Source organism: Dehalococcoidia bacterium (assembly GCA_022449765.1).
Classification (GTDB): Bacteria; Chloroflexota; Dehalococcoidia; order Lucifugimonadales; family Australimonadaceae; genus UBA2963.
Genome location: JAKUPZ010000016.1, coordinates 1 through 21,496 on the forward strand (window position 1 = coordinate 1; position 21,496 = coordinate 21,496).

General features: G+C 41.9%; 22 protein-coding genes and 1 tRNA gene. 12 read left to right on the forward strand and 11 right to left on the reverse strand.

Annotation, left to right across the window (positions count from 1 at the left end; translation table 11 throughout):
- Positions 1–361, forward strand: a 361-nt coding sequence (locus tag MK127_07325) for a hypothetical protein (protein MCH2532601.1), incomplete at its 5' end; no start/stop codon positions are given.
- A gap of 54 nt (positions 362–415) precedes the next feature.
- Positions 416–739: a hypothetical protein gene (locus tag MK127_07330; protein MCH2532602.1), complete on the forward strand. Its 324-nt coding sequence runs from the start codon at positions 416–418 to the stop codon at positions 737–739.
- Here the strand turns inward: MK127_07330 and ccmA are convergent.
- The 3 genes from ccmA to MK127_07345 form a co-directional block, all read right to left on the reverse strand.
- Complete coding sequence (gene ccmA / locus MK127_07335) at positions 729–1,436, reverse strand: heme ABC exporter ATP-binding protein CcmA (GenBank protein MCH2532603.1); 708 nt, start codon at positions 1,434–1,436, stop codon at positions 729–731. The genes MK127_07330 and ccmA overlap by 11 nt on opposite strands.
- Before the next feature lie 67 nt (positions 1,437–1,503).
- On the reverse strand, positions 1,504–2,370 hold the full coding sequence (locus MK127_07340) for a thiamine pyrophosphate-dependent enzyme (GenBank protein ID MCH2532604.1): 867 nt from the start codon (positions 2,368–2,370) through the stop codon (positions 1,504–1,506).
- Positions 2,370–4,079 carry a 2-oxoacid:acceptor oxidoreductase subunit alpha gene (locus tag MK127_07345; GenBank protein MCH2532605.1) on the reverse strand — a complete coding sequence of 570 codons (1,710 nt, stop codon included), beginning with the start codon at positions 4,077–4,079 and terminating at the stop codon, positions 2,370–2,372. Before MK127_07345 ends, MK127_07340 begins: the two co-directional genes overlap by 1 nt.
- A 485-nt stretch (positions 4,080–4,564) precedes the next feature.
- Here MK127_07345 and MK127_07350 point away from each other — a divergent pair, with 485 nt between their 5' ends.
- Genes MK127_07350 through MK127_07360 form a run of 3 tightly spaced genes read left to right on the forward strand, consistent with a single transcriptional unit; the run spans position 4,565 to position 7,112 of the window.
- The gene (locus MK127_07350; GenBank protein MCH2532606.1) at positions 4,565–5,704 is read left to right on the forward strand and encodes a citrate (Si)-synthase; all 1,140 of its coding nucleotides are present in this window, start codon (positions 4,565–4,567) and stop codon (positions 5,702–5,704) included.
- 18 nt (positions 5,705–5,722) lie between these two features.
- Entirely contained in the window at positions 5,723–5,917 is a 195-nt protein-coding gene (locus MK127_07355) for a hypothetical protein (protein ID MCH2532607.1), read from the forward strand.
- 40 nt (positions 5,918–5,957) lie between these two features.
- Positions 5,958–7,112: an SAM-dependent methyltransferase gene (locus MK127_07360; GenBank protein MCH2532608.1), complete on the forward strand. Its 1,155-nt coding sequence runs from the start codon at positions 5,958–5,960 to the stop codon at positions 7,110–7,112.
- 6 nt (positions 7,113–7,118) lie between these two features.
- Here MK127_07360 and MK127_07365 read toward each other — a convergent pair whose 3' ends face one another.
- The 6 genes from MK127_07365 to metE form a co-directional block, all read right to left on the reverse strand.
- Complete coding sequence (locus tag MK127_07365) at positions 7,119–7,544, reverse strand: redoxin domain-containing protein (GenBank protein ID MCH2532609.1); 426 nt, start codon at positions 7,542–7,544, stop codon at positions 7,119–7,121.
- Between the two features lie 83 nt (positions 7,545–7,627).
- Entirely contained in the window at positions 7,628–9,103 is a 1,476-nt protein-coding gene (gcvPB, locus tag MK127_07370; protein MCH2532610.1) for an aminomethyl-transferring glycine dehydrogenase subunit GcvPB, read from the reverse strand.
- Positions 9,096–10,427 (reverse strand): aminomethyl-transferring glycine dehydrogenase subunit GcvPA, encoded by a 1,332-nt coding sequence (gene gcvPA, locus MK127_07375; protein MCH2532611.1) that lies wholly within the window; start codon positions 10,425–10,427, stop codon positions 9,096–9,098. The genes gcvPB and gcvPA overlap by 8 nt, the downstream gene beginning before the upstream one ends.
- Positions 10,428–10,458: 31 nt before the next feature.
- Complete coding sequence (gene gcvH, locus MK127_07380; GenBank protein MCH2532612.1) at positions 10,459–10,839, reverse strand: glycine cleavage system protein GcvH; 381 nt, start codon at positions 10,837–10,839, stop codon at positions 10,459–10,461.
- Positions 10,839–11,939, reverse strand: a complete 1,101-nt coding sequence (gene gcvT / locus MK127_07385) for a glycine cleavage system aminomethyltransferase GcvT (protein ID MCH2532613.1) — start codon at positions 11,937–11,939, stop codon at positions 10,839–10,841. The genes gcvH and gcvT overlap by 1 nt, the downstream gene beginning before the upstream one ends.
- 9 nt (positions 11,940–11,948) lie before the next feature.
- On the reverse strand, positions 11,949–14,237 hold the full coding sequence (gene metE, locus MK127_07390; GenBank protein ID MCH2532614.1) for a 5-methyltetrahydropteroyltriglutamate--homocysteine S-methyltransferase: 2,289 nt from the start codon (positions 14,235–14,237) through the stop codon (positions 11,949–11,951).
- Between the two features lie 177 nt (positions 14,238–14,414).
- On the opposite strand from metE, the gene MK127_07395 reads away from it, so the two are divergent.
- Positions 14,415–14,936, forward strand: a complete 522-nt coding sequence (locus MK127_07395) for an EVE domain-containing protein (GenBank protein MCH2532615.1) — start codon at positions 14,415–14,417, stop codon at positions 14,934–14,936.
- 12 nt (positions 14,937–14,948) lie between these two features.
- Positions 14,949–15,722 carry an SDR family oxidoreductase gene (locus MK127_07400; GenBank protein MCH2532616.1) on the forward strand — a complete coding sequence of 258 codons (774 nt, stop codon included), beginning with the start codon at positions 14,949–14,951 and terminating at the stop codon, positions 15,720–15,722.
- 1 nt (position 15,723) lies between these two features.
- Here MK127_07400 and MK127_07405 read toward each other — a convergent pair whose 3' ends face one another.
- Both MK127_07405 and MK127_07410 read right to left on the reverse strand, forming a co-directional pair.
- Complete coding sequence (locus MK127_07405) at positions 15,724–16,728, reverse strand: aldo/keto reductase (protein MCH2532617.1); 1,005 nt, start codon at positions 16,726–16,728, stop codon at positions 15,724–15,726.
- 72 nt (positions 16,729–16,800) lie between these two features.
- Positions 16,801–17,616 carry a TatD family hydrolase gene (locus MK127_07410; protein ID MCH2532618.1) on the reverse strand — a complete coding sequence of 272 codons (816 nt, stop codon included), beginning with the start codon at positions 17,614–17,616 and terminating at the stop codon, positions 16,801–16,803.
- 37 nt (positions 17,617–17,653) lie between these two features.
- Here MK127_07410 and MK127_07415 point away from each other — a divergent pair, with 37 nt between their 5' ends.
- From MK127_07415 to MK127_07435, 5 genes are all read left to right on the forward strand, one after another.
- On the forward strand, positions 17,654–18,634 hold the full coding sequence (locus MK127_07415; protein MCH2532619.1) for a flippase-like domain-containing protein: 981 nt from the start codon (positions 17,654–17,656) through the stop codon (positions 18,632–18,634).
- Between the two features lie 39 nt (positions 18,635–18,673).
- Positions 18,674–20,194: an ABC transporter substrate-binding protein gene (locus tag MK127_07420; GenBank protein MCH2532620.1), complete on the forward strand. Its 1,521-nt coding sequence runs from the start codon at positions 18,674–18,676 to the stop codon at positions 20,192–20,194.
- Between the two features lie 75 nt (positions 20,195–20,269).
- A complete protein-coding gene (trxA, locus tag MK127_07425) occupies positions 20,270–20,602 on the forward strand; it encodes a thioredoxin (protein MCH2532621.1) in 333 nt (110 codons plus the stop codon).
- A 71-nt stretch (positions 20,603–20,673) separates the two neighbouring features.
- Positions 20,674–20,771, forward strand: a tRNA-Sec gene (locus MK127_07430).
- A gap of 35 nt (positions 20,772–20,806) precedes the next feature.
- Positions 20,807–21,487: a hypothetical protein gene (locus MK127_07435; GenBank protein ID MCH2532622.1), complete on the forward strand. Its 681-nt coding sequence runs from the start codon at positions 20,807–20,809 to the stop codon at positions 21,485–21,487.
- The last annotated feature ends 9 nt before the right edge of the window (positions 21,488–21,496 follow it).

The following is a 21,496-nucleotide window of genomic DNA, read 5'->3' on the forward strand; positions in this document are numbered from 1 at the left end:
TATGGATGCAATGACTAGAATTAAGAATTTTGACCACGCAGCTACAAACATTTTTTATTCCTCAATTACGGATGTAAACAAAATTGAGGATAGCACAAGATATACCAAATCAAAGAAGATAATTAATTGTAGCCAGGGCAAGATATTAGACCAACCGTCAGTAGTGAAAATTTTCTCTGTTGCAGCTGCAGCAGCAATTACTATTGGCAAAATTATAGGTAAGAAAAGCACAGGAAGCATGATTTCTCGTGCTTTAGTATTTACGGCAATTGCTGAAAAGAGAGACCCCACTGAAGAGAATCCAATTGTTGCGCAAAAAGTTATGGTGACGAAACGAATTTCGAACAAATTAAAATTATAGAGAACCAAAAAAACGGGTATCAGAATTCCTTGAATAACCAATAGCAGGCAAAGTATGCCTAGAAATTTTCCTATGAATATAGATTCTCTAGGTATGGGTGAGGTGAGTAATCCTTCTAATGTACCGAACTCACGTTCCAGTAGAAATAATCTATTCATTCCGAGGGTTCCGGAAAAAATAAATGCAACCCATATGATCCCAGGTCCTACAGTTGCCATAAGTTGTGGCGATGGATCAAATGTGAAATTGAAAATAAATGCAATTACTACAGAAAACGGGAGAATTGTTCCAATATTTTCCCGGGTCCGTAATTCAAGGATTAGATCTTTACGGAAGATAGCCCATGCCGAATTAATGAAATATTGCATTAATTATTAGTCCGCAAAATTTTAAGTAAATCAGCTTTAGAATTTGGATTGCTTTCCCTATGAGCAATTAAAGTACCTTTTTCTAAAAGTATGAATTCATTTGCATATGCCAAGCTATCAATTGGATCATGCGAGGAAAAAAATACAGTCCCTCCACTTTGAGATACTTGTTGTACGATAGATTTCACAACACTTTTGGCGTATAAATCTAATCCAGCGTCAGCCTCATCCATAAGCAATATTGATGGCTGGTGGAGTAGCGCTCTTGCAATTGCTACTCGTTTTTGCTGACCATTCGATAAATTGCGTACTGGTTGCTTGGATTTATCTTTTAATTCCAGATCCTCTAAAACTTGTAGAATTCGAGTTTTGTGGCCAGCTACGCCATACAAACGAGCAAAAAACGTTAAATTCTCTATCGGCGAAAGATCAGGATATAAGTAATTCATATGACCAATATAACCAATTTGAGACCGGCACCAAGATGGATACTTGTTGCTGTCTGCACCCATAATGCGGATTTGGCCCTTGTCAGGTTTAAGAGCAGTTGAAAATATTTTGAGTAGAGTGCTCTTTCCAGCACCATTGTGGCCAAATAGTGCAACTATTTGGCCACAATGTATCGTTAAGTCAATTGACTTTAAGGCTGAATTTTTCCCATAAGACTTGGAAATGCTTTGTAGTTGTAATGCAGTACTTTCTACCATAATTCCCTGTAATGATTTTAATATTGCCTATACGAGTATTAGAGGCGGTAGATTTAGTTTGCCAGCTTTATATGGAAAAAGAATTGAGGAGCGCTTCAGCGTTTTTTGCTTGATTCTTCTCTCGAACTGAGGCTAATCGCTTTCCAAGCGAAGGACGGGTAGTGTCTTGGTATACTACTCCAAGGGGCACTCCTCCTTTTTCAATTAGATTACGTGCCTTTTCTTTGTTCGCAGGGTCATGATCTTCAGGTATGTCGTAGGCTGTTCCTTCCGTACCTTTTGCACGGCTGCCTTTTAGGATTTCATAGGTATCATTATAAGTAGTGCAGGGGGATGAAACATGGACTATGGAAAATCCGTCGTGCATCATGCCTCCTGTAATAAGTTTGGCAAGATCCCGCGGCTTACTTGAATATCCTGATGCTATATAGCTAACTCCAAGAGTCAGGTAAAGATCCAAGGGATGTACTGGTGATTCCATTTTTCCGAACGGAGTTGAGCTTGTAACGGTATTCTCTAAAGTAGTAGGTGAGGATTGTCCTTTTGTGAGGCCATAAATACCATTATCCATTACTACCGCACATATATTCAGGTTGCGAGCGGCTTGCGGGCCAATGTGCTCCATCCCAATACTCAAGAAATCTCCATCACCAGCGACTACTACTACGTTCAATTCTTCACGTGCCATTTTGACGCCTAACGCAATTGGTAAAGACCTCCCGTGGATCCCGTGAAAACCATAAGGCTGCTCTCCCTCTAATAAATGAACCGTATTACCGGAGCAACCTATTCCCGCAACTACAACATTGTGGGTCATTGGAGTTTCCCGTTCAATGTTCCAGTCTTGCATGGCGAATTCCATGGCGCGTCGTACACCAAAATCTCCACATCCTGGGCACCAAAGAAAATCATATTCTGGATTTTTTCCGCTCATTACCCCACCATCGCATCATTTTTGAATTGTACAAGACGTTCATTTATTCGTTCAACAAGTAAGGAAGACTGGAATGGAAGACCAGTGTATTGCGTAATGGCCTCGGCTTTGATGCCTTGAGACCTCAAAAGGCTAGCGAACTGGCCTTGATAATTTAATTCAGGGACTATTACAAGGTCTTTTCCCTTGAGTTCTTTTATTAAATCTGGAGAAAGAGGGTTTAAGAACATTGTGTAATACCAAGATAGTTCAACTCCTTGCTCACGAAGAAGATTGTAGGCTTCTTGCGCAGAGCCTTTTGAACCACCCCATGGCATGATAGCCACTTTTGCATTGGTATTTGTACTTTCAAATGGAGCGTTTTCCAGTAATTCCAGCTTGCTAAATCGACGCTCGGTCATGTGAATGTGGTACTTAGCAAGGTGTGTTGTGTCACCATAGATGTCATGTTCAGACCCGTTAGCTACATAAGAGCCAGGGTTTCCAGGGACAGGGAATGGAGAAATTTCCTTGGACTCATATCGAAGGTAACCATTGTTACCTTGGTATGTAATTCTGTTTTCCACAGGAGTTTCACTGAGATTAGGGATTCTAATATTTTGAGCACGCTCTGCTAATGAGTGTTCACTCAGTATTATGACTGGGCCTTGGTATGTTTCTGCCCAATTAAAAGCATGCACCGCTGCATAAAAACATTCCTCGACTGTACCAGCCGCAATTACAGGAATCTTTGCATCTCCGTGTGCGGGACTGATTGCAGTCAGGAGGTCAGATTGTTCAGTCTTAGTTGGAAGTCCAGTAGCTGGACCGCCTCTTTGTACGTCTACGACAACGCAAGGTATTTCAGCCATCCACGCTAGGCCAATACCTTCTCCCATCAATGTAAATCCAGGTCCAGAAGTAGCGGTCATAGATTTTTTCCCAGAAAAACCTGCACCAACGATTCCTGTTATGGCTTCAATTTCGGAACTGGCTTGGTAAGCAAATTTTCCTTCACCTAATAAATTCCGTTCCATGAAAATTAATATTGGGGTGGCAGGAGAAATAGGGTAACCGAAGTAAAATTCAATGCCTGCATGGATTGCTCCAATAGACAAAGCTTCATTTCCTTTTATAAAGATTTGATCGTAATCGGGTGGAGTGGGAGCCCCTAAATCGCTGATCGCTTGCTCATTCTCTAGTTGATGTAGCCCAAGATCCAAGGCCTTGTGATTTGCTTGGATAATCGAATCACGTCCGGCAAATCGTTCGCTCACGAAGTCCTTAAAGTATTCTAAGGGCATATTTATAAGCTTAGAGAGTCCTCCCATTACGACCATATTTGCCGCTCTAGATTCGCCGGTTTCTTTGGCTAGATCGTCGAAAGGCACTTGAATGCAACGGTGATTTGAATCATCATCACTGGGCGTTACAGAGGGATCTACAAGTATCACCCCTCCTTCGCGAACATCAGATTTGTGCTCTTGGTAGGCCTCATCATTGAAGGCTACAAGTATATCAACAGAGTCACCAGGGCTTAGTACTGGTTCTTTCGCAACACGGGCTTGGGTCCAAGTAGGTCCGCCTAATATTTGAGAGGGGAAAGTAGCAAATGTGAGTGCATGATAGCCAACACCAGTGGCTGCACGTGCCAACATCTCCGCAGCGGTTACGACACCTTGGCCTCCCTCACCTGCGAAACGGACAACTATCTCATTTTGGCCGGCCATTGCCAGGATCCTCCAATAATTCCCATCTCCGTATTGATCAACTGAAAGACACATCAGCTTGGGATTACTAGCAAAGGGTACGCTCAGCATTTAGGGGTGTCAATTGTATATATCGGGATTCATTTTTATGTAATTACGTGATTTTCATGAAATCACTGGGAAAAAAAGGAAAATGATTAAATTTATCAAAAATTATCCGAATTACGTTATTAATGCTTTTAACATTGACGTTCTTTTCTTTGATGAATTTCATATTTATTAACGGGCTGAGAGTACCCAGCGTAATTGGTTGTATGCTTGTCAAAAGCCTTTGCGTTGACACTCCTACGAGGCAGATGTATTCTCGTTCAGGTTGAGATTTGTTGATAAGATTGAAATGACATCTGGCGCGATGTAGAACCTTAAGATCTTTATCGAAGCGTTAGGTACCTGAGCGTTACTACTGCTCTCAAGCTTTGGTAAAAACGAGTATACGGAGGAATTTCATGGTTCACCAAGACGTTGAGTTGAAGCGAGGACTTCGAGACGTCTACTTTGAGTCGACTGAATCAAGCTTTGTAATTGGTGACGTGGGTAGACTAATTTACCGGGGCTATGACATCCATGATCTCGCGGAGAATGCGAGCTTTGAGGAAGTTGTATACCTCATGATGATTGGCCATTTACCGAATCGTTCTGAGTTGCAGGAATTTGATAATACTCTTCGTGCCTCTCGGTCAATACCTGATGAAGTAATTCAAGTAATTGATAAAATTAAAGATGGACACCCGATGGATGTCTTAAGAACGATTGTTTCGTCATTAGCGGCTTTTGAATCGAACGTAGACGATACTTCGCATGATTCTACTTTGCGAAAGGGGATGAAGATCACTGCGCAAGTTCCTACTATTGTTGCTGCTCACCACAGGCTCAGAAGCGGGTTGTCTCCTATAGAACCTGATAACAATTTATCGCATGCAGCTAATTTTCTATACATGCTACTTGGTAATTATCCTGATGAAGATACAGCCCGGTTGATGGACAAGGACTTGATTGTTCATTTAGATCATGGATCAAATGCTTCGTCCTTTGCAGCACGTGTTACAGCCAGCACGCTGGCTGATGTTCATGGTGCCATCGTTACAGGAATATCTACACTTAAGGGCCCTCTGCACGGTGGTGCGGCTGAGGGCGTCATGAAAATGGCATTGGATATTGGAGAAGTTGATAATGTTCAAAGCTATTTAGAAGGTAAGCGTGAACGTAAAGAACGAATTATGGGCTTTGGGCATGCTGTTTACCGAGCTGAAGATCCTCGGGCGCGCCATTTGCGCGAGGGCTCCCGTTTATTAGCTGAAAAGAAGGGTGACCCAAAATGGTTTCAAATTTTAAGCAAAGTTGAAGAGCATATGCGACCATATGCAGAGCGTGGTATTTGCGTGAATGTTGATTTTTGGGCAGGATCAGTGTACTACCTGCTAGGCATACCAGAAGACTTGTTTATTTCAATTTTTGCCGTTGCTCGGGTTCCAGGTTATGTTGTTCAAATACTTGAACAACAGGATAAAAATATGTTGATAAGGCCTCAGATTCGATACGATGGTCCTCTGGACTTGGAATTTGTACCTATAGACCAACGCTCATAAATAAAGGGGATTTTCTTAATGACGCAACCTACGGCTGAATGGGCTGATTATACTGAATCTGATTGTTCCCACCGTTGGGCAATTGAAAGCCCCAACGGACCTACAAGCTATGGGACCTGCCGCCACTGTGGTGAAACACGAGAGTTTAAGAATTCAATACAAATAACTAGCTGGGAATCTGAAGGTAGTCACGCTAATCGTAACCGGGGTTAGTTAACAAGTGAACTAAGCCTGATGATGCTTGTTTGGTTCCATGATTCATAAACCGCAATACTCCCTCGTAGAAACTGAAATAAGGGAAATCATTAAACAGAACGGCCCTATATCGTTTGCCCATTTTATGGAACTCGCTCTATATCACCCGCAATGTGGTTATTACATAAATAAAGCAGGCTTTGGCCCCAATGGGGATTTCTTTACCGCTCCAATGACTCATCCAATATTTGGTTCACTAATTGCTAACCAAGCGATGCTGATGTGGTTGCAATTAGGTAAAGTATCTCCGATTAATGTAATTGAGTTGGGGGCAGGGAATGGTCAGCTTGGCATTGATTTCGAGAGGCATTCTGAGCGTATAGATAATCAATTTTGCAATGCGCTTCATTACACTGCAAATGACCTGTCCCCGAAGCCCTCAGACTTTTTAAGAGATTGGATTCAAGGTGAAATTTCTTTTACATTTGAAAACCCCTCAATAATTATTGCTAACGAATTGCTTGATGCTATGCCAGCGCATCGAGTAGTTATGCATAATGGTGAACTGAAAGAAATTTTTATCGGTTTAAATGAAGCAGGAGATTTTCAAGAATACTTCTTAGGACTTACAACAAGTGAAATAAAAGATCGCTTTGATACGTTTGGAATTGAACTCGCTGAAGGTCATAAAACTGAGATGAACCTAGGGATGACAAAATGGTTCAAATATATTTATGACATGATTCCTTCTGGCTATTTACTGCTCATTGATTACGGGTACGAAGCCCACGAGTATTACAACGAATTTCGAATGCAAGGCACACTTAGGTGCTACTACGCTCACACTCTAAATATGAATCCATACATACATGTGGGTAAGCAAGACATAAGCATTCATGTAGATTTTAGTACGTTGCGAAACATTGCTCATCATACAGGCTTCAAATTAGTAAAAGAGAAAAGCCAATCACAATTCTTAAAAGATTTAGGGTTCGAGCAGTATAGAGATTCGATCGTACGTGACAGAGATTTATCACTACAGGTTAAGAATACTAATTTACGTTTATTAGATCTATTAATAGATGATCGTGGAATGGGTGCGTTTAAGGTTTTTATATTTGCAAAAAATGCCCCTGAGCCTTCAGGTATCCTCGCGCAAAAGAAAGATAGCGATAGTCCTTCAATATTAGCCACAACTCGACATATGCCATAAGGAAAATTAACTTTGCAAGGTATTTAACGTCGCTAAAGTATCGTCGGGGTTTGGAAGCGTTCCTTGATGTAGCTCAACATGCCTCACAATCCCTTCAGGATCAATGATTAGTAAGGCTCTTCGCGCATTCCCCGACTCATGATTCAAAATTCCAAGAGAATCAAGAACCTTTCCGTGTGGCCAGAAGTCGGATAAAAGCGGGTGTCGAATACCACCCAGTGAGTTAGCCCAGTTACTTAGTGCAGGACGAGTATCGATGCTTAAGCCGAGAAGCTGCGTGTTTTTTTCTTCAAATGCATTCAACGCCCGGTTGAAGGAGGATGTTTGACTTGTTCACCCGCCTGTAAACGCAAAGGGAAAGGTGTGCAACACAACCCATTTCCCGCGATACTGGCTTATTGAGATTTCTTCACGCTCATGACTGGTGAGCATAAAGTCTGGAATTACTTGTCCCACTTCTATCATCATTTACTCCATGTGCATCATAGGTCAGATCAGGCCATAAGGTAAAGTCGTTAATTAGCCTTATTCCATCGTAACTCAGGGTTTCTAGCGGCCTTCGCTTCGTTCAGGCGCGATAAGGGAGTATTGTAAGGAGCTTCATGTAAGAACGATGAATCCTGCGCAGCCTCTAGATCTATTTGGTGCAAAACTTCTATAAAAGCGTCCAGCGTTTCTTTAGATTCGGTTTCGGTAGGTTCAATCATCAGCGCTTCTGCAACAACTAAAGGGAAATACATAGTTGGAGCATGAAACCCATAATCAAGCAGCCTTTTAGAAATATCTAACGCACTTGCCCCCAATCTTTTTTTAGCGGAGAAAACGACTTCGTGCATCACCTTGCGATCGTATGGCAGCTCATAAAGGTCTCGTAATTTTGCTAGAAGATAATTGGCATTTAGTACAGCATTGCCACTAATATCTAGCATTCCTTGGTTACCTAATAGACTAATATATGTAAAGGCTCTGACTAAGACCCCAAAATTCCCTTGAAATGCTCCTGAACGACCAATTGTTTTTTCTGGCATTGTTAATTCATAGAGTTTGGTTAGTTCGTTGGTTGTAGCTATAGGACCAGGTAGAAACTTAGATAACTCTTCGGTTACACATATTGGCCCTGCTCCAGGGCCACCACCACCATGGGGAGTTGAAAAAGTTTTATGGAGATTCATATGCACTACATCGAAGCCAAGGTGACCTAGTTTTACTCGGCCGAGGAGGGCATTCATATTTGCGCCGTCTCCATAAACTAAACCTCCAGCTTGATGCACGATTTCACACATCTCTATTGCTTTTTTATCAAAAAGCCCAAGTGTAGTTGGCTGGGTAAACATCACTCCTGCAAGATCTGAATTCGCTTCTGCTCGAATACTGTCAAGGTCAATGTTTCCGTCTGGGCCTGAGCCGATAGAAATCACATCAAACCCTGCCATAGCAGCAGATGCGGGATTGGTACCATGAGCGGTATCAGGAATCAGCATTTTCTTACGATGCCCTTGTCCTCTATCGTTTAAAGCTGCACGAAGAGTCAAAACTCCGGAGAGTTCACCTTGTGCGCCCGCAAGTGGAGAGAGACTCACACCTGGTAGCCCACTTACCTTGGACAGAAAACTTTGTAACGTGTGTATGACCTCAAGCGCACCTTGTATTTGATGTGCAGGTTGGGCTGGGTGCGACATGGAAAACCCTGGGTTCGCTGCAATCGTTTCATTAAGCCTTGGATTGTATTTCATGGTACAGCTACCCAAAGGATAAAAATGGGTATCTATTGAGAAATTTAATTGGCTTAGATGCGTGAAATACCTAACCACTTCACCTTCAGTGACTTCAGGAAGATCTAAATCTTGTCTAAGCATTGAGGCTTCAGGATTCAATTGAGGAGGAACATCCGAATCTGGAAGCGCCACTCCCGTGCGCCCCGGCCGGCTGCGTTCCATTAAGAGCCTTCTTCTATTGAGTGCATTTTCATGCAATATAGGTGCTTCATCCATTTTGTGATATGGCTCCTAATGTCTCTACTAAGTGGTCAATATCTGTTTTTGTGGCAACTTCAGTAACGCAGATAAGCATTCCATTGTGGTATTTGTCACTGACGTCATAGCCACCGAGGATTCCAGCTTTCTCTAGGCCGTAGTTTGTTGTTTCAAAATCCTTGGGACAGGAAACTACAAATTCTTGGAAGAAGGTGCGGTCGTTTACTAGACTGTACCCCGGCAATTTTGCTATTTCAGAGGCTGCATAATGCGATTTTTGGTAGCACAAATCCGCCACTCTCCTAAGCCCATGTTTGCCCATTAAAGAGGAATAGACGGTTGCCCATAGTGCGATTAATGCTGTGCTCGTACAAATATTAGAAGTGGCATTTTCTCTCCTTATGTGTTGCTCCCTAGGCTGAAGAGTTAATACGTAGCCAGTTTTACCATTAGAATCTGTGGTTTTTCCGGATATTCGCCCAGGCATTTGCCGCAAATAGTCTTTCCGGCAGGTAAAAATCCCAACATAAGGCCCGCCGAAACTCAAAGGAACTCCCAGGGCTTGACCTTCGCCAGTTGCTATATCTGCCCCAAAATCTCCGGGTGTTTTGAACATTGCCAATGCAATGGGATCACAGGACATAACGAACAAAGCTCCTCTGGAGTGTGCGAGATCACTCAAAGTTTGCATTTCTTCAATGCATCCATAGAAATTTGGATACTGGCTTATTAGACAGGAAGTATCAGCGTTCAGATCAAGATTTTCTGCAGAAACAAGATTCACCTCAAGAGCCTGAGGCATTGCATAGGCACGTATGGTATCAATATAACGCGGGTTTACTGTATCGAGTACAGTGATTTGATTTCGCTTAGTTACCCGACAGGCCATTAGCGCAGCTTCTGCTAGGCTAGTCGCACCATCGTACATACCTGCATTAGAGACTTCCATTCCAAAGAGTTCTGCAGTAATAGACTGGAATTCATAGGTTCCTTGCAATGTTCCTTGAGAGACTTCAGGCTGGTACGGTGTGTAAGATGTTAAAAACTCCCCCCTTGTTACAAGAAATGGGACTACGCTAGGGCAGAAATGTTGGTAAGCACCTGCTCCTAAAAAATTTAAGTAATTTCCGGCATGCAAATTTTTGATTGCCAAGGAATTCATTTTTTTGATTACTTCCATTTCGGAAAGTGGTTCAGGCAATCCCAATTCTGGGTGCCTATACTCTGAAGGGATATCTTCAAAGAGCTCATCTATCGATTGTGCGCCAACTTCAGCGAGCATCGAAGCCCTATCTTCTGAGGTATTAGGAATGAACGGAGATTTGAATGATTGACTATGCACCTGTTTACCTTAAATCTAGTTGGGTTTTTGTTTATTCAGTTAATGCTACGTAGTCTTTGGCATCTAGCAAACTTTTTAATTCTGCTTCATCACTAGGTTGTACCTTAATCAGCCAACCTTCTTCATACGGACTGGAATTTACCAATTCAGGGGAATCCTGCGCGCTAGTATTGACTTCAAGTACGACTCCAGATACTGGGGAGAATACTTCAGAAACCGCTTTGACAGATTCAATTTCACCCATTTGCTGATGCTGAATGACATTCGCACCTTGGGATGGCAGCTCTAGGTATACGACATCTCCCAACTCATGCTGTGCAAAATCAGTAATCCCTACGATAACTGAACCATCAGATTGGATCAGAGCCCATTCGTGCTCTTTTGAATATAGCCTATCTTCTGGAACTGGCATTACGGTTTTTTCCTTTTATAAAATGGTATTTCAACTACCGTCGCATTGATTTTTCGTCCACGGACATCTATTTCAATTTGCTCCTGATGGACGACGCTTCTATTTTGAACATAGCCGAGCCCTATATTAGTGTCAAGCGAAGGTGAGTAACCGCCACTAGTAACATGCCCAATAATTTCACCATTTTGCAGTATGTCGGCATGTGATCTGGGAACTAGGCTGCGACCTTCAGTTTTGAACCCTATTAGGTATTTGTTAGATGCTATTTGTGGCTTTTGTATGTTTTGAGATCCACAGAAATCCTTAGTGAAGTCTACAAATTTTTTCAAACCTGCTTCAACGGGATTAGTTGATTCATCGATATCTTGGCCATGAAGCAAAAGGCCAGCTTCTAATCTTAATACGTCTCTCGCTCCTAACCCACAAGGGGCGGCACCGTCTCTAACCAATGTTTCACATAATAGCTCGGCAACACTGGCAAGTGGCATTATTTCAACACCATCTTCCCCCGTATACCCAGTTCGTGCTATAAACCCCATGGAACCCAAAATGTTAGTTTCAATGATGTTGAAAGGTTTTAACGATGAAAGATCCACGCCTAGAAGTTGCTGCACTTTCTCAATGGCGTATGGTCCTTGGACCGCGATCATGGCTAATTCTTTTGTTTTGTCTGAAATTTGGACATGCGGGTACTTAGAAGATATCCATATTTGAAGCCAATCAAAGATCTTTTTTGAGTTTGCTGCATTTGCAACAAGTAAGAATTTACTGTCTGCCAATTTATATACAATCGCATCATCAATGATTCCTCCTGCCTCGTTACATATGAGTCCGTATCGAGCGCGGAATAATGGCATATCGATACCGATGCTAGCGGTATGAATCCAATTTAATAATGCTCTGGAGTCTTGACCCTCAATTATAAATCTTCCCATATGGGAAACATCGAAAATTCCTATTGAGTTGCGCACTGCTCGTGATTCAGCCAAAATACTTTCATATTGGATAGGCATATCAAAGCCTGCAAAGGCAACCATTTTGCCTCCAAGCTTCCTATGGAAACTGTTGAGCACCGTGTGGGTAAGATTACTTTCACTCATAAACTTCTTCTAGTGCCGGAAGTGCTTTGCTGTTTCGACCATGTTTTCCAACGAAGGAACTACTTCTTCCCATCTGCGAGTTTTTAATCCGCAGTCGGGATTGACCCAAATTTGTTCTGGTAAGAGTACGTCACCCGCTTTACTAAGTAGATCCTTCATTTCATTGGATTCTGCAATCCTTGGCGAATGAATATCGTAAACACCAGGGCCAACTTCATTAGGATAGGGATGGGCTCGGAACGTTTCCATTAGAGCACCATCACTTCTGGAATTTTCCATTGAAATCACGTCGGCATCCATTGCCGCAACTGCATCAATAATGTCATCGTATGCTGCGTAGCACATATGAGTGTGCATTTGGGTATGATCTTCTACGCCCGACGTAGCTACGCGAAATGATTCAACTGCCCACCCAAGATACTCGTCCCAATCTTCGCGTCGTAATGGCAAACCTTCCCGTATTGCAGGTTCATCTACTTGAATAATTTTGATTCCAGCGGATTCAAGGTCATTTACCTCGTCGCGGATAGCTAATGCTAACTGCATACATGTTTGGCTGCGAGGTTGATCATCACGTACAAACGACCATTGAAGCATAGTTACTGGGCCTGTCAGCATGCCTTTTACTGGTATCGAAGTAAGTGATTGTGCATATGTGATCCAGTCAACCGTCATTGGACGAGGGCGATTGATATCTCCGTAAATAATTGGAGGTTTTACACATCGAGAGCCATAACTTTGGACCCAACCATTTATTGTAGAAATATAGCCTTCTAATTGTTGCCCAAAATATTCCACCATGTCGTTTCGTTCAGGCTCTCCATGTACCAAAACATCAAGCCCCATTTTTTCTTGGAATCTGATGGTGCGCTCGATTTCCTCTTTAAGGAATATTTCATATTGCTCGTCAGTTAATTCGGATTTATTGTGGGCGGCACGCGCTTTTCTTATCTCAATTGTTTGAGGAAATGATCCAATGGTGGTGGTTGGGTAATTAGGTAATTTAAGTTTTTGCTGCTGAGCTTTTCGCCGGTCGGCATATTCACTGACTCTAGAAGCCATTTCAGGCGTCATGCTAGACATTCTTGATTCAACTAAAGAACTATGAACTCTTGTAGATTTTGAGCGGCTTTGAATTGCGCCTGCATTTGACGTCAATTCATTTGAAATCGAATCAGAATTACCATTTAGAGCTTGGGTAATTAATGAGATTTCTTGTATTTTTTGTTTAGCAAAAGCCATCCATGACTTCATTTCCTTGTCCAATTTAGATTCATTCTGTAAATCTACGGGTGAATGAAGTAATGAACAGGATGGGCCAATAAATACACGTTCTTTACCAACTATTGAAGTGGCTTTTTTGCCTAAATCTATTGCTTCTTGAAGATTTGATTTCCAGATATTACGGCCGTCAACTAACCCAAGGGAAATCGACATTTCCTCAGGTAGTTTTGCTAGTACATTTTCCATATCGATTCGACCTCGGACAAGATCAATATGTAAGCCTTTAACCGGTAATGCAAGTGCTGTTCTTACGTTTTCTCGTAGGTCGCTAAAATAGACTGCGACTAAAAGACTTAGGGCAGGTGAGGTAGCAGAAAGGCGGGCGTAAGCACGCCCGAACGCTGACCTTTGCTTGTCATCTAAAGTGAGTCCGAGTGCAGGCTCATCAAACTGAATCCAAGTGGCGCCTGCTTCAGTAAATCGTCTTAGAATTTTTTCGTAAACATCCACTAAATCCTCTAAAAGCGATAAAGGGTCAAATGTTGGGTCGCTGGATTTCGATAGCAGTAAATAAGTTACAGGGCCGATCAAAACAGGCCGCGTGTGAATCCCTAATTCTTTGGCTTCAATAAATTCTTCAATCGCTCTGGTAGATTTGATTGAGAAGGTTTGATCTTTTTCTATTTCGGGCACAATATAATGGTAGTTAGTATCAAACCATTTGGTCATTTCCATAGCTGAGACGCCTACGTTATCCGTTGATGCGTTTCTTCCACGAGCCATCGAAAAGTAGGTATCCAAGTCGACTTCGCCTTCAATAGGACCATAACGTTCAGGTATTGCTCCGACCATTATGCTGGTATCAAGCATTTGGTCGTAAAACGAGAAATCATTTGAAGGAATATGTTCTATCCCTGCTTCTTTTTGCAATTTCCAGTTCGTATATCTTATTTCTGCAGCTCGTCTCTCCAGCTCATCTAGATCTATTTTGCCCGACCAATAAGCTTCAATAGCCCATTTCAATTCTCTGTTAGCGCCGATTCTTGGGAATCCTAGGTTTGTTGCAGTGACCAATACGTACTCCTATCAGTAAAAAAATGCCAACCTAAAGGCATATTTTGCATAATAATTGGGTAAACAAGCAGAGATATTTTACCTCTTATTGCTACTGACTCTCAACGGTAGAAGATTCTACATCAAATAGCACAAAAAATTTGAGTGTTAAACCTAACGTCATGATACTATTTGATCATGGTAACAACACCACGCAATTATTGGATGGTTGCAGTTCATCAGGATTATTACGATGCTTGCTCTGAAAGGGATTTTTCAATCCTGGGTATGGGTAAGCAGCAGCGCAAGCGCGTACAGCGCATGGAAATTGGCGATCGTGTGCTGTTTTATGTTTTCGAGTCAACTGCTTTTGCAGCCATCACTACCATTTCAGGAACATATTTTGAAGACGAGAGTATTTTGTGGCCTTCTTCAGAGATGGAAGATAGTTATTCGTGGCATGTGAGTATTAAGGCAGATATTGTCTTAGATAACTTCCATACCATTGATGCACGCTTGCTCGCACCTCGCCTTGAGTACGTGAAAAAATGGGCTCCAGAGCTTTGGCCCCTTGCTTTTCAAGGATTGCTACATTTGATTCCTAAAAAAGATTTTTTGCTTATTGAGAATGAAATGAAGCGTGGTGCAAAACGTCCTGATTTTAAAATGAATACTGATCCTAGGCATGGTCCACTTTCGCGCGAGGCACAGCATTCTTGAGGGAGCATATTGATGGCAGTTACGATTGACCTTACTGATCAAAGTGCGATTGTTTTTGGGGTCGCTAATCATAGAAGTATTGCTTGGGCGATAGCCTTAAGCCTAGAAGAAGCTGGAGCCAATGTTTATGTGACTTACCAGAATGAGCGCATGGGTCGTAACGTGTTAAATCTAGTGCAAGAATTTGACCGTATTCATGCAGTTGAATGTGATGTACTCGATACCAATTCGGTAGAAAGCGCTATTGCTATTGCTTCAGCGAATAATCCTCTTTCCAGCGTAGTGCATAGTGTAGCTTTCGCGAATAAAGACGACCTTGAAGGATCTTTTTCTTCTACGGGAGTAGATGGCTTTAGAACGGCTCTTGAAGTAAGTGCGTATTCTTTGCTGCCAATTACAAAGGCTGCCGCAGGAAAAATGACGAACGGTGGTAGCATCATCACTTTAACATTTCATGCAGCAGATAAAGTTTACCCAGGGTATAACGTTATGGGCGTGGCAAAGGCGGCCTTAGAAAACGAGGTTAAGCAATTAGCTGCTGAATACGGGGCGCAAGGTATACGTGTTAACGCCGTGTCAGCGGGACCTTTGAATACATTAGCCGCGAGGGGTATTTCCGGTTTTACTGGAATGCATGAAATACATGCTTCTAGATCTCCATTACAAAGAAATATTACTCAAGAGGAAGTTGGTTCAGCCGCATTATTTTTATTGAGTCCACTAGCTTCTGGAGTTACTGGTCATATTCTTTATGTTGATGCTGGTTATAACGTTATGGGAGTTTAGGCTAGGCTCTTTGAGGTTGTATAATTTCAAGCTTCGAAAACTCTTCATCGTACAGTCTATTTAGCTCAATTAATTCTTCAGCACTTAGCTTCGGGCTTTCGGCTGCCGAAGCAAATTCTTCTAGTTGATCTTGCCTAACAATATTTGGCAGAACTGTCGCAATAGATGTTTCCGATAAGCAAAACTGAATGGCTGCTTGAGATAATTTACGTCCACTAGATTCCTCTGCTACAAAAAGAACGCGTTCTCTTTTCTTGAAGGCTTCATCAAGCCATTCTTGGTGTCGATGCGCCCGGTGGTCATTTGCGTCGAATTCTACTTTGGTTTTATTGATAAATTCGTCAGTTAAAATTTCCGATGCGTGTGGTACACGAGCTATTAAACCAGTTTCAAATGTATGTGCAGATGGGAAAAAATATCGAGCAGGCTGTTGTTCAATGATTGAATAAATTATCTGCATACTTGGAACTTTGCGTTCCGACATAGAGGCGTCACCTTCGTCTTTCCATCCAATATCCGGGCCCAATGCTGTGCCATACCATCTTATTTTGCCTTCAGTTATTAAATCGTCTAATAAGCTAAATAATTCGTCGTTTTGTATTGTGCTTAGGCGTGGATTATGGAGTTGGTAGAGATCTATGTAGTCTGTACCGAGTCGTCGAAGGCTATTCTCAACAGCAGTACGTACAAATTCTGTATCCCATTTCTGGGGACGCTCTTTATGGTGTCCGTCTCTGGGGGCATTAAGGTCATACCCAAATTTCGTTCCGATAATTACATCATGGCGGTTTTGAGGAAACGCTTGATGAAGTATTTCTTCCCCATAGCCTTGTCCGTATGTGTCAGCGGTATCAAAAAAATTTATTCCAAGCTCATGTGCATTTTTTAATAATTTTATAGCGTCGGGTTTATCAATTTTCCCCCACCATCCGGTGCTAACGCTCCAAACTCCGAAACCAACTACTGATAGCTTTAGATCAGTTGTTCCTAAATTCCTGTATTGCACGTTTCCCCCGAGACTATTTATTAGATATATCTTAGCAATAGTTAGTTTTCTTTGCTGTTGATTTTCTAGAGATTAATCCTCTAGCTGTATGCGATTTTTTAACATTGCAAGGTAATTTTGGGTGGTTTCTTTTGCTACCACGTCGATGTCTATACGGTGAAGGTCTGCAATTTTTTCGGCAACTTGTGGCAGATGCCAAGGCTCGGTCCTTCGTATCGGGTTTTTTTTGAAGAGCTGAGGATAAGAATCGGTTTCAATAACAATTTCGGATAATGGCAACTGTTCGACAGTTTTTTGTAAATCTAGATCTCTAAGCAATGGCTTGGCTAAAGATAATTTGAAGCCCATTTTTATTATTTTCTCTGCTAAATACAAATTACCTTGAAAGTAATGCCAAGCGCCTCCAATCTCATCGACTTTTTCTTCAATTAAGATTTTCAATGAATCTTCGTCGGCTTCTCGCGAATGTATGACTAATGGAAGCCCAAATTCTTTAGCCATTCGAATTTGTTTTCGGAATGCATCCTTTTGGAGATCATGAGGTGGGGAACCAGGCATATAGTCTAGCCCAGTTTCGCTCCATTCTAGTATCTTGGGATGACTTGCCAATTGCTTCAATTCTGCTATTTCTTTTTCAGAAATCCAGTCGATGAGATCAGCTGGGTGTAGGCCAATACCCCCTCGGATAATAGGGTAATTTTCTGCCAATTGAATCACTCTTCTGCATGATTCCATTGTTGTTCCTGCCGAAATAATCAATCCTACGTTGACTTCCGTTGCACGTTCGATAATTTGATCAATTACCTGAGATTCAAATTGATCGATGTGCGAATGACCATCTATTAAGGGATATTTAACATGAGGGGTTTCAGTAAGTGCCTGTTCCATATTCAAATTTTACCCAAAAATATGTAATTATTGGAGTATGACGATTGTACGTTTAAAAATAATTACTGGGTTTATAGTGCAAAATAGATGGGTTCAAGCATTAATAGGCCTATGTATTAGTTCTTTTCTTACATTTTTTGCAATTGAAAATATTGCTTGGGTTGAAATTAATGAAGGGCTGAGAAATTTACCCATTCCCATTTTGCTTATTGCATCGGGACCTATGGCTTTGAATATCATTTTGCGTGGAGCGCGATGGTATCTCCTATTACCAAACGAGCGAATAAAATTTTCCAGCTTACTTTTAGTCCAAAATACAGGTATCGGAGTAAACAATATTTCCCCAATCAGGATGATTAGTGAGCCAATACAACTCGCCTTGATTACGCGAAGGTATGAAATCAGATTTGCTAAAGCATTCACAGGATTAATTGGAGGTAATTTTTTGGATGTTTTAGCCAGTGGAAGTCTTATCATTCTAGGATTATTGTTTGTACCTGCTTTACGTGATCAAGCAGTAAGTATCCCTATATTGGGGGCTTTCATTCTTTTTGGGGTGAGTACGATAGTGTTTATTGGAGTTGCCAGAGGGATTCATAAATTACATTTTTTGAGTCGGTTTCAATACTTTCATCAGGTAATAGATTCTGTACAGTTGCTTAGAGAGAGACCGCGTAACTTGGTACTATCTTTTGCTGCAACTCTTGGGCATTGGATAGCCCTCGGATTAACCGGCTGGATTTTGACATTTTCTCTTGGAATTGATATCTCGTTAATTGCCATTACAGTTATTTTGGTGGCTGCAACTTTTTTCACCTCTGCTGTACCTTCCGCTCCAGCAGGAACGGGGACTTACCACTTTGCTGTTGTTACGATGTTTGTGACAATGGGGATAGATCCGTCGATAGCCTTCAGCTTTGCGATTGTAATGCACCTTATGTCAGTACTTCCTTCTTCAGCAATCGCTCTTATCATGGTTTGGAAGTGGGGAGTACATACTATTTTTGAGGCGAAATAATTGCAGGGAAAATTTGTTTTAGTAATTACGCTTTTGTTGATGAGTTGGCTTATTGCATGCAGTAATGCAGATGCTGATTTTAATAACCCGCCAACTATTATCCCAAATAATATAGAACGCTTTGAACCTGCATCTGGAGTTTTAAGAGTAGGGGTGGCTGGCTCATTTCCATACAACGACTTGCATGGAATCATTTCGGAATGGGCAACGCTTTTTGGTCCTGGTCCAAGCTATTCAAGGTTGATGAAGTTTATTCCTGATATGCAATCTTCTTCCTATATGGAGGTTACTTGCGATCTATGCGTTTCATACGATCGTATTAATGACAAGACTTATAAATTTGTACTCAATTCATCATCAAAGTTTCACAATTTTGGGGAATTTGATTCACGCCCTGTAACAAGCGCTGATGTAGTTTTTAGCCTTAAACAAATAGCTGATACCGAATCCCCACATAATTTACTGATGGAATCAGTAGAAACCATGGAATCAATAAGTAACTCGGAGGTTAAGTTCACTTTAAAATATCCAGACCCAGATTTTCTCCTTAAGCTAGCAAGCCCTTACGCAGTTATCATTCCTTCAAACCAATTTGCGGATGGCTTAGATCGGGAGGTCATTGGGTCTGGCCCATGGACGTATAAGCGGGGCCAGTCAGGTCAAATTACATTAAGTTCAAGGGAAGAGCACCCCCGAGGGACAAATTCAGCAGTTATTGAATTTCGAATCGGGGCGAACCAAGATATGGTTTTGCGAATGTTGAAAAATGGCTCCGTTGATATAGCAAGAGTCCCAGAGTCGAGTTGGCCAGAACTTGAAGAGAAGGGATATAACTCATCGGTAATTCATCGCCAGGGCCGTGGCGTTATATTTGCATTAAACGCAAACAAGAAGCCTTTTGATCAAATTGCAAACCGACAAGCTGTTTTTGCAGCTTTAAATCCAGTCCAAGCTATGGAAAATTCATTTGGGGTCGGTATTGTGTCTGCAGGATTACCGTTGATTAACCATGAATGGGAATTGCCTGAAGGTACGATGGCACGATTCTTTAATAGAGACGGAATTGATCTGAGAAATATTGAACAGTCATTTGATCTGTATGTTGCTAATTTTGGAGATGATTATTTAACACATGCAGAGATTATCGCGAGTCAGCTAAAGGCAAAGGGCGCAAATTTTGAGGTAAAAATTCTCACACGCTCTGAATATTTGAAACAAATATGGATCAATAAGGACTTCGATGCTTTTTTAGGACCTATACCACCAATAGATCTTCCGAATAATTTTGCTCTTAGTTTTGTCCATTCTAATGGAGGCATGAATGTCACCGGAGGTACTAAGGAATTGGACGAGCTTGCGGAGAAGTTTTCCATGGAAAATGACGTCACCAGTCGCGCAACAATAGCGATTAAGCTTCAGGAAAAATTATTAGATCAATCATTGTCGTTCATGGCAGCAGGTAAATCAGAACGTTGGGTTTTCAATGAACTAGTGGAGAATTTCGTCCCATCGATGCCTATGGGTTCTGGTGATCTTTGGAGTTATGTCAAAAAGAATTAGCCTAAACACTTGCGCCCTGATTCCTATGTGTATGTATAATAAATTTGTTCGCTCATGTGCGAACTGGAGGATTGAATGGCAAAGCCAGAAAATATAGGTGATGCAGATTTTGTAGCGAGTGTGCTTGAAAGCGAGCAGCCCGTACTAGTTGATTTTTGGGCGGATTGGTGTGGGCCTTGTAAGATGATTGCTCCCGTTGTTGAAGAGCTTGCGGACGAATACGAAGGCAAATTTGGTTTTGCAAAAGTAGACGTGGATGCCAACCCTCAGACGGCTATGCAATTTGGAATCAGGAGCATCCCAGCCTTGTTGTTGTTCAAAGATGGGAAAGTAGCTGAGGAAGTAATAGGAGCTGTTCCTAAAGCTGTGTTAAAGAAGAAAATAGACAAAGTTTTAGAAGAATCTTAATTCTCGCTAATAATATAGAAACGGCATCCTTTTACCAAAGGATGCCGTTTCGTTTATCCTCTAACGAACTTGGGGGTGGATGGGTCCTGGTGGGTCTCGCGGTCTTCAAAACCGTTGCGAGGACGGCTTCCCGTTCTTGGGTGGGTTCGACTCCCACGCACTCCCGCCATGGTATTAGACTGATGGAGGTAAATTGGGAGTGTGATGCGAGTTCTTGCATGTAATTTACTCAACGCCATAGTTGTAATGTCAGCTTTTACTATTGCCTGCGGAACTACTGAAGTTTCTGTTGATGTTGAAGAAGTGAATGTTAATACGGAACTCAATTCTTCAATACAAACGACACAATCCCCGATCACTTCAGAGATGTCGAAGAATTTCCAAACGCCTATACCCATTCCCACGCCGATTGGGCTTGAAGCTATGGCTGATGCGATTAACAGTATTGGTGTGGTTTCTGATGGGCTACAGGAAACGGTTCAAGGTATCAGTGAAATAGTTGCTTCATTCCCTACTTCTACCCCTACTCCTCCTACCTCTAGCCAAGAGAGTAGCTTTGAGCGTAAAGGCAGCATAGGCCATGTACTGATGGCAGGCTTTATATTAGAGGAAGAAACGACTGGCAAAAGGAATTATGCTGGTTTAGAGAACAGTTACAAAGGCTTTATCATCAGCGATGAGCCTCGCCAAAACTTAGAGGTGTTCATCTTCGAGCAGAGTTTATCGGATCCGTCCTTGTCGAGCTCTATAGCGCTAGACAATATGGCACGGAACGGCTCAAGTACGGATTTTTTCCACAACCTTGCATTTAGCTGCGAGTTAAAATCAGTGTGTGATTATTTCCTAGCATCATTGGAAAAGCAGTCTCAATATTTTGAAAGGTAACAGGAGGAG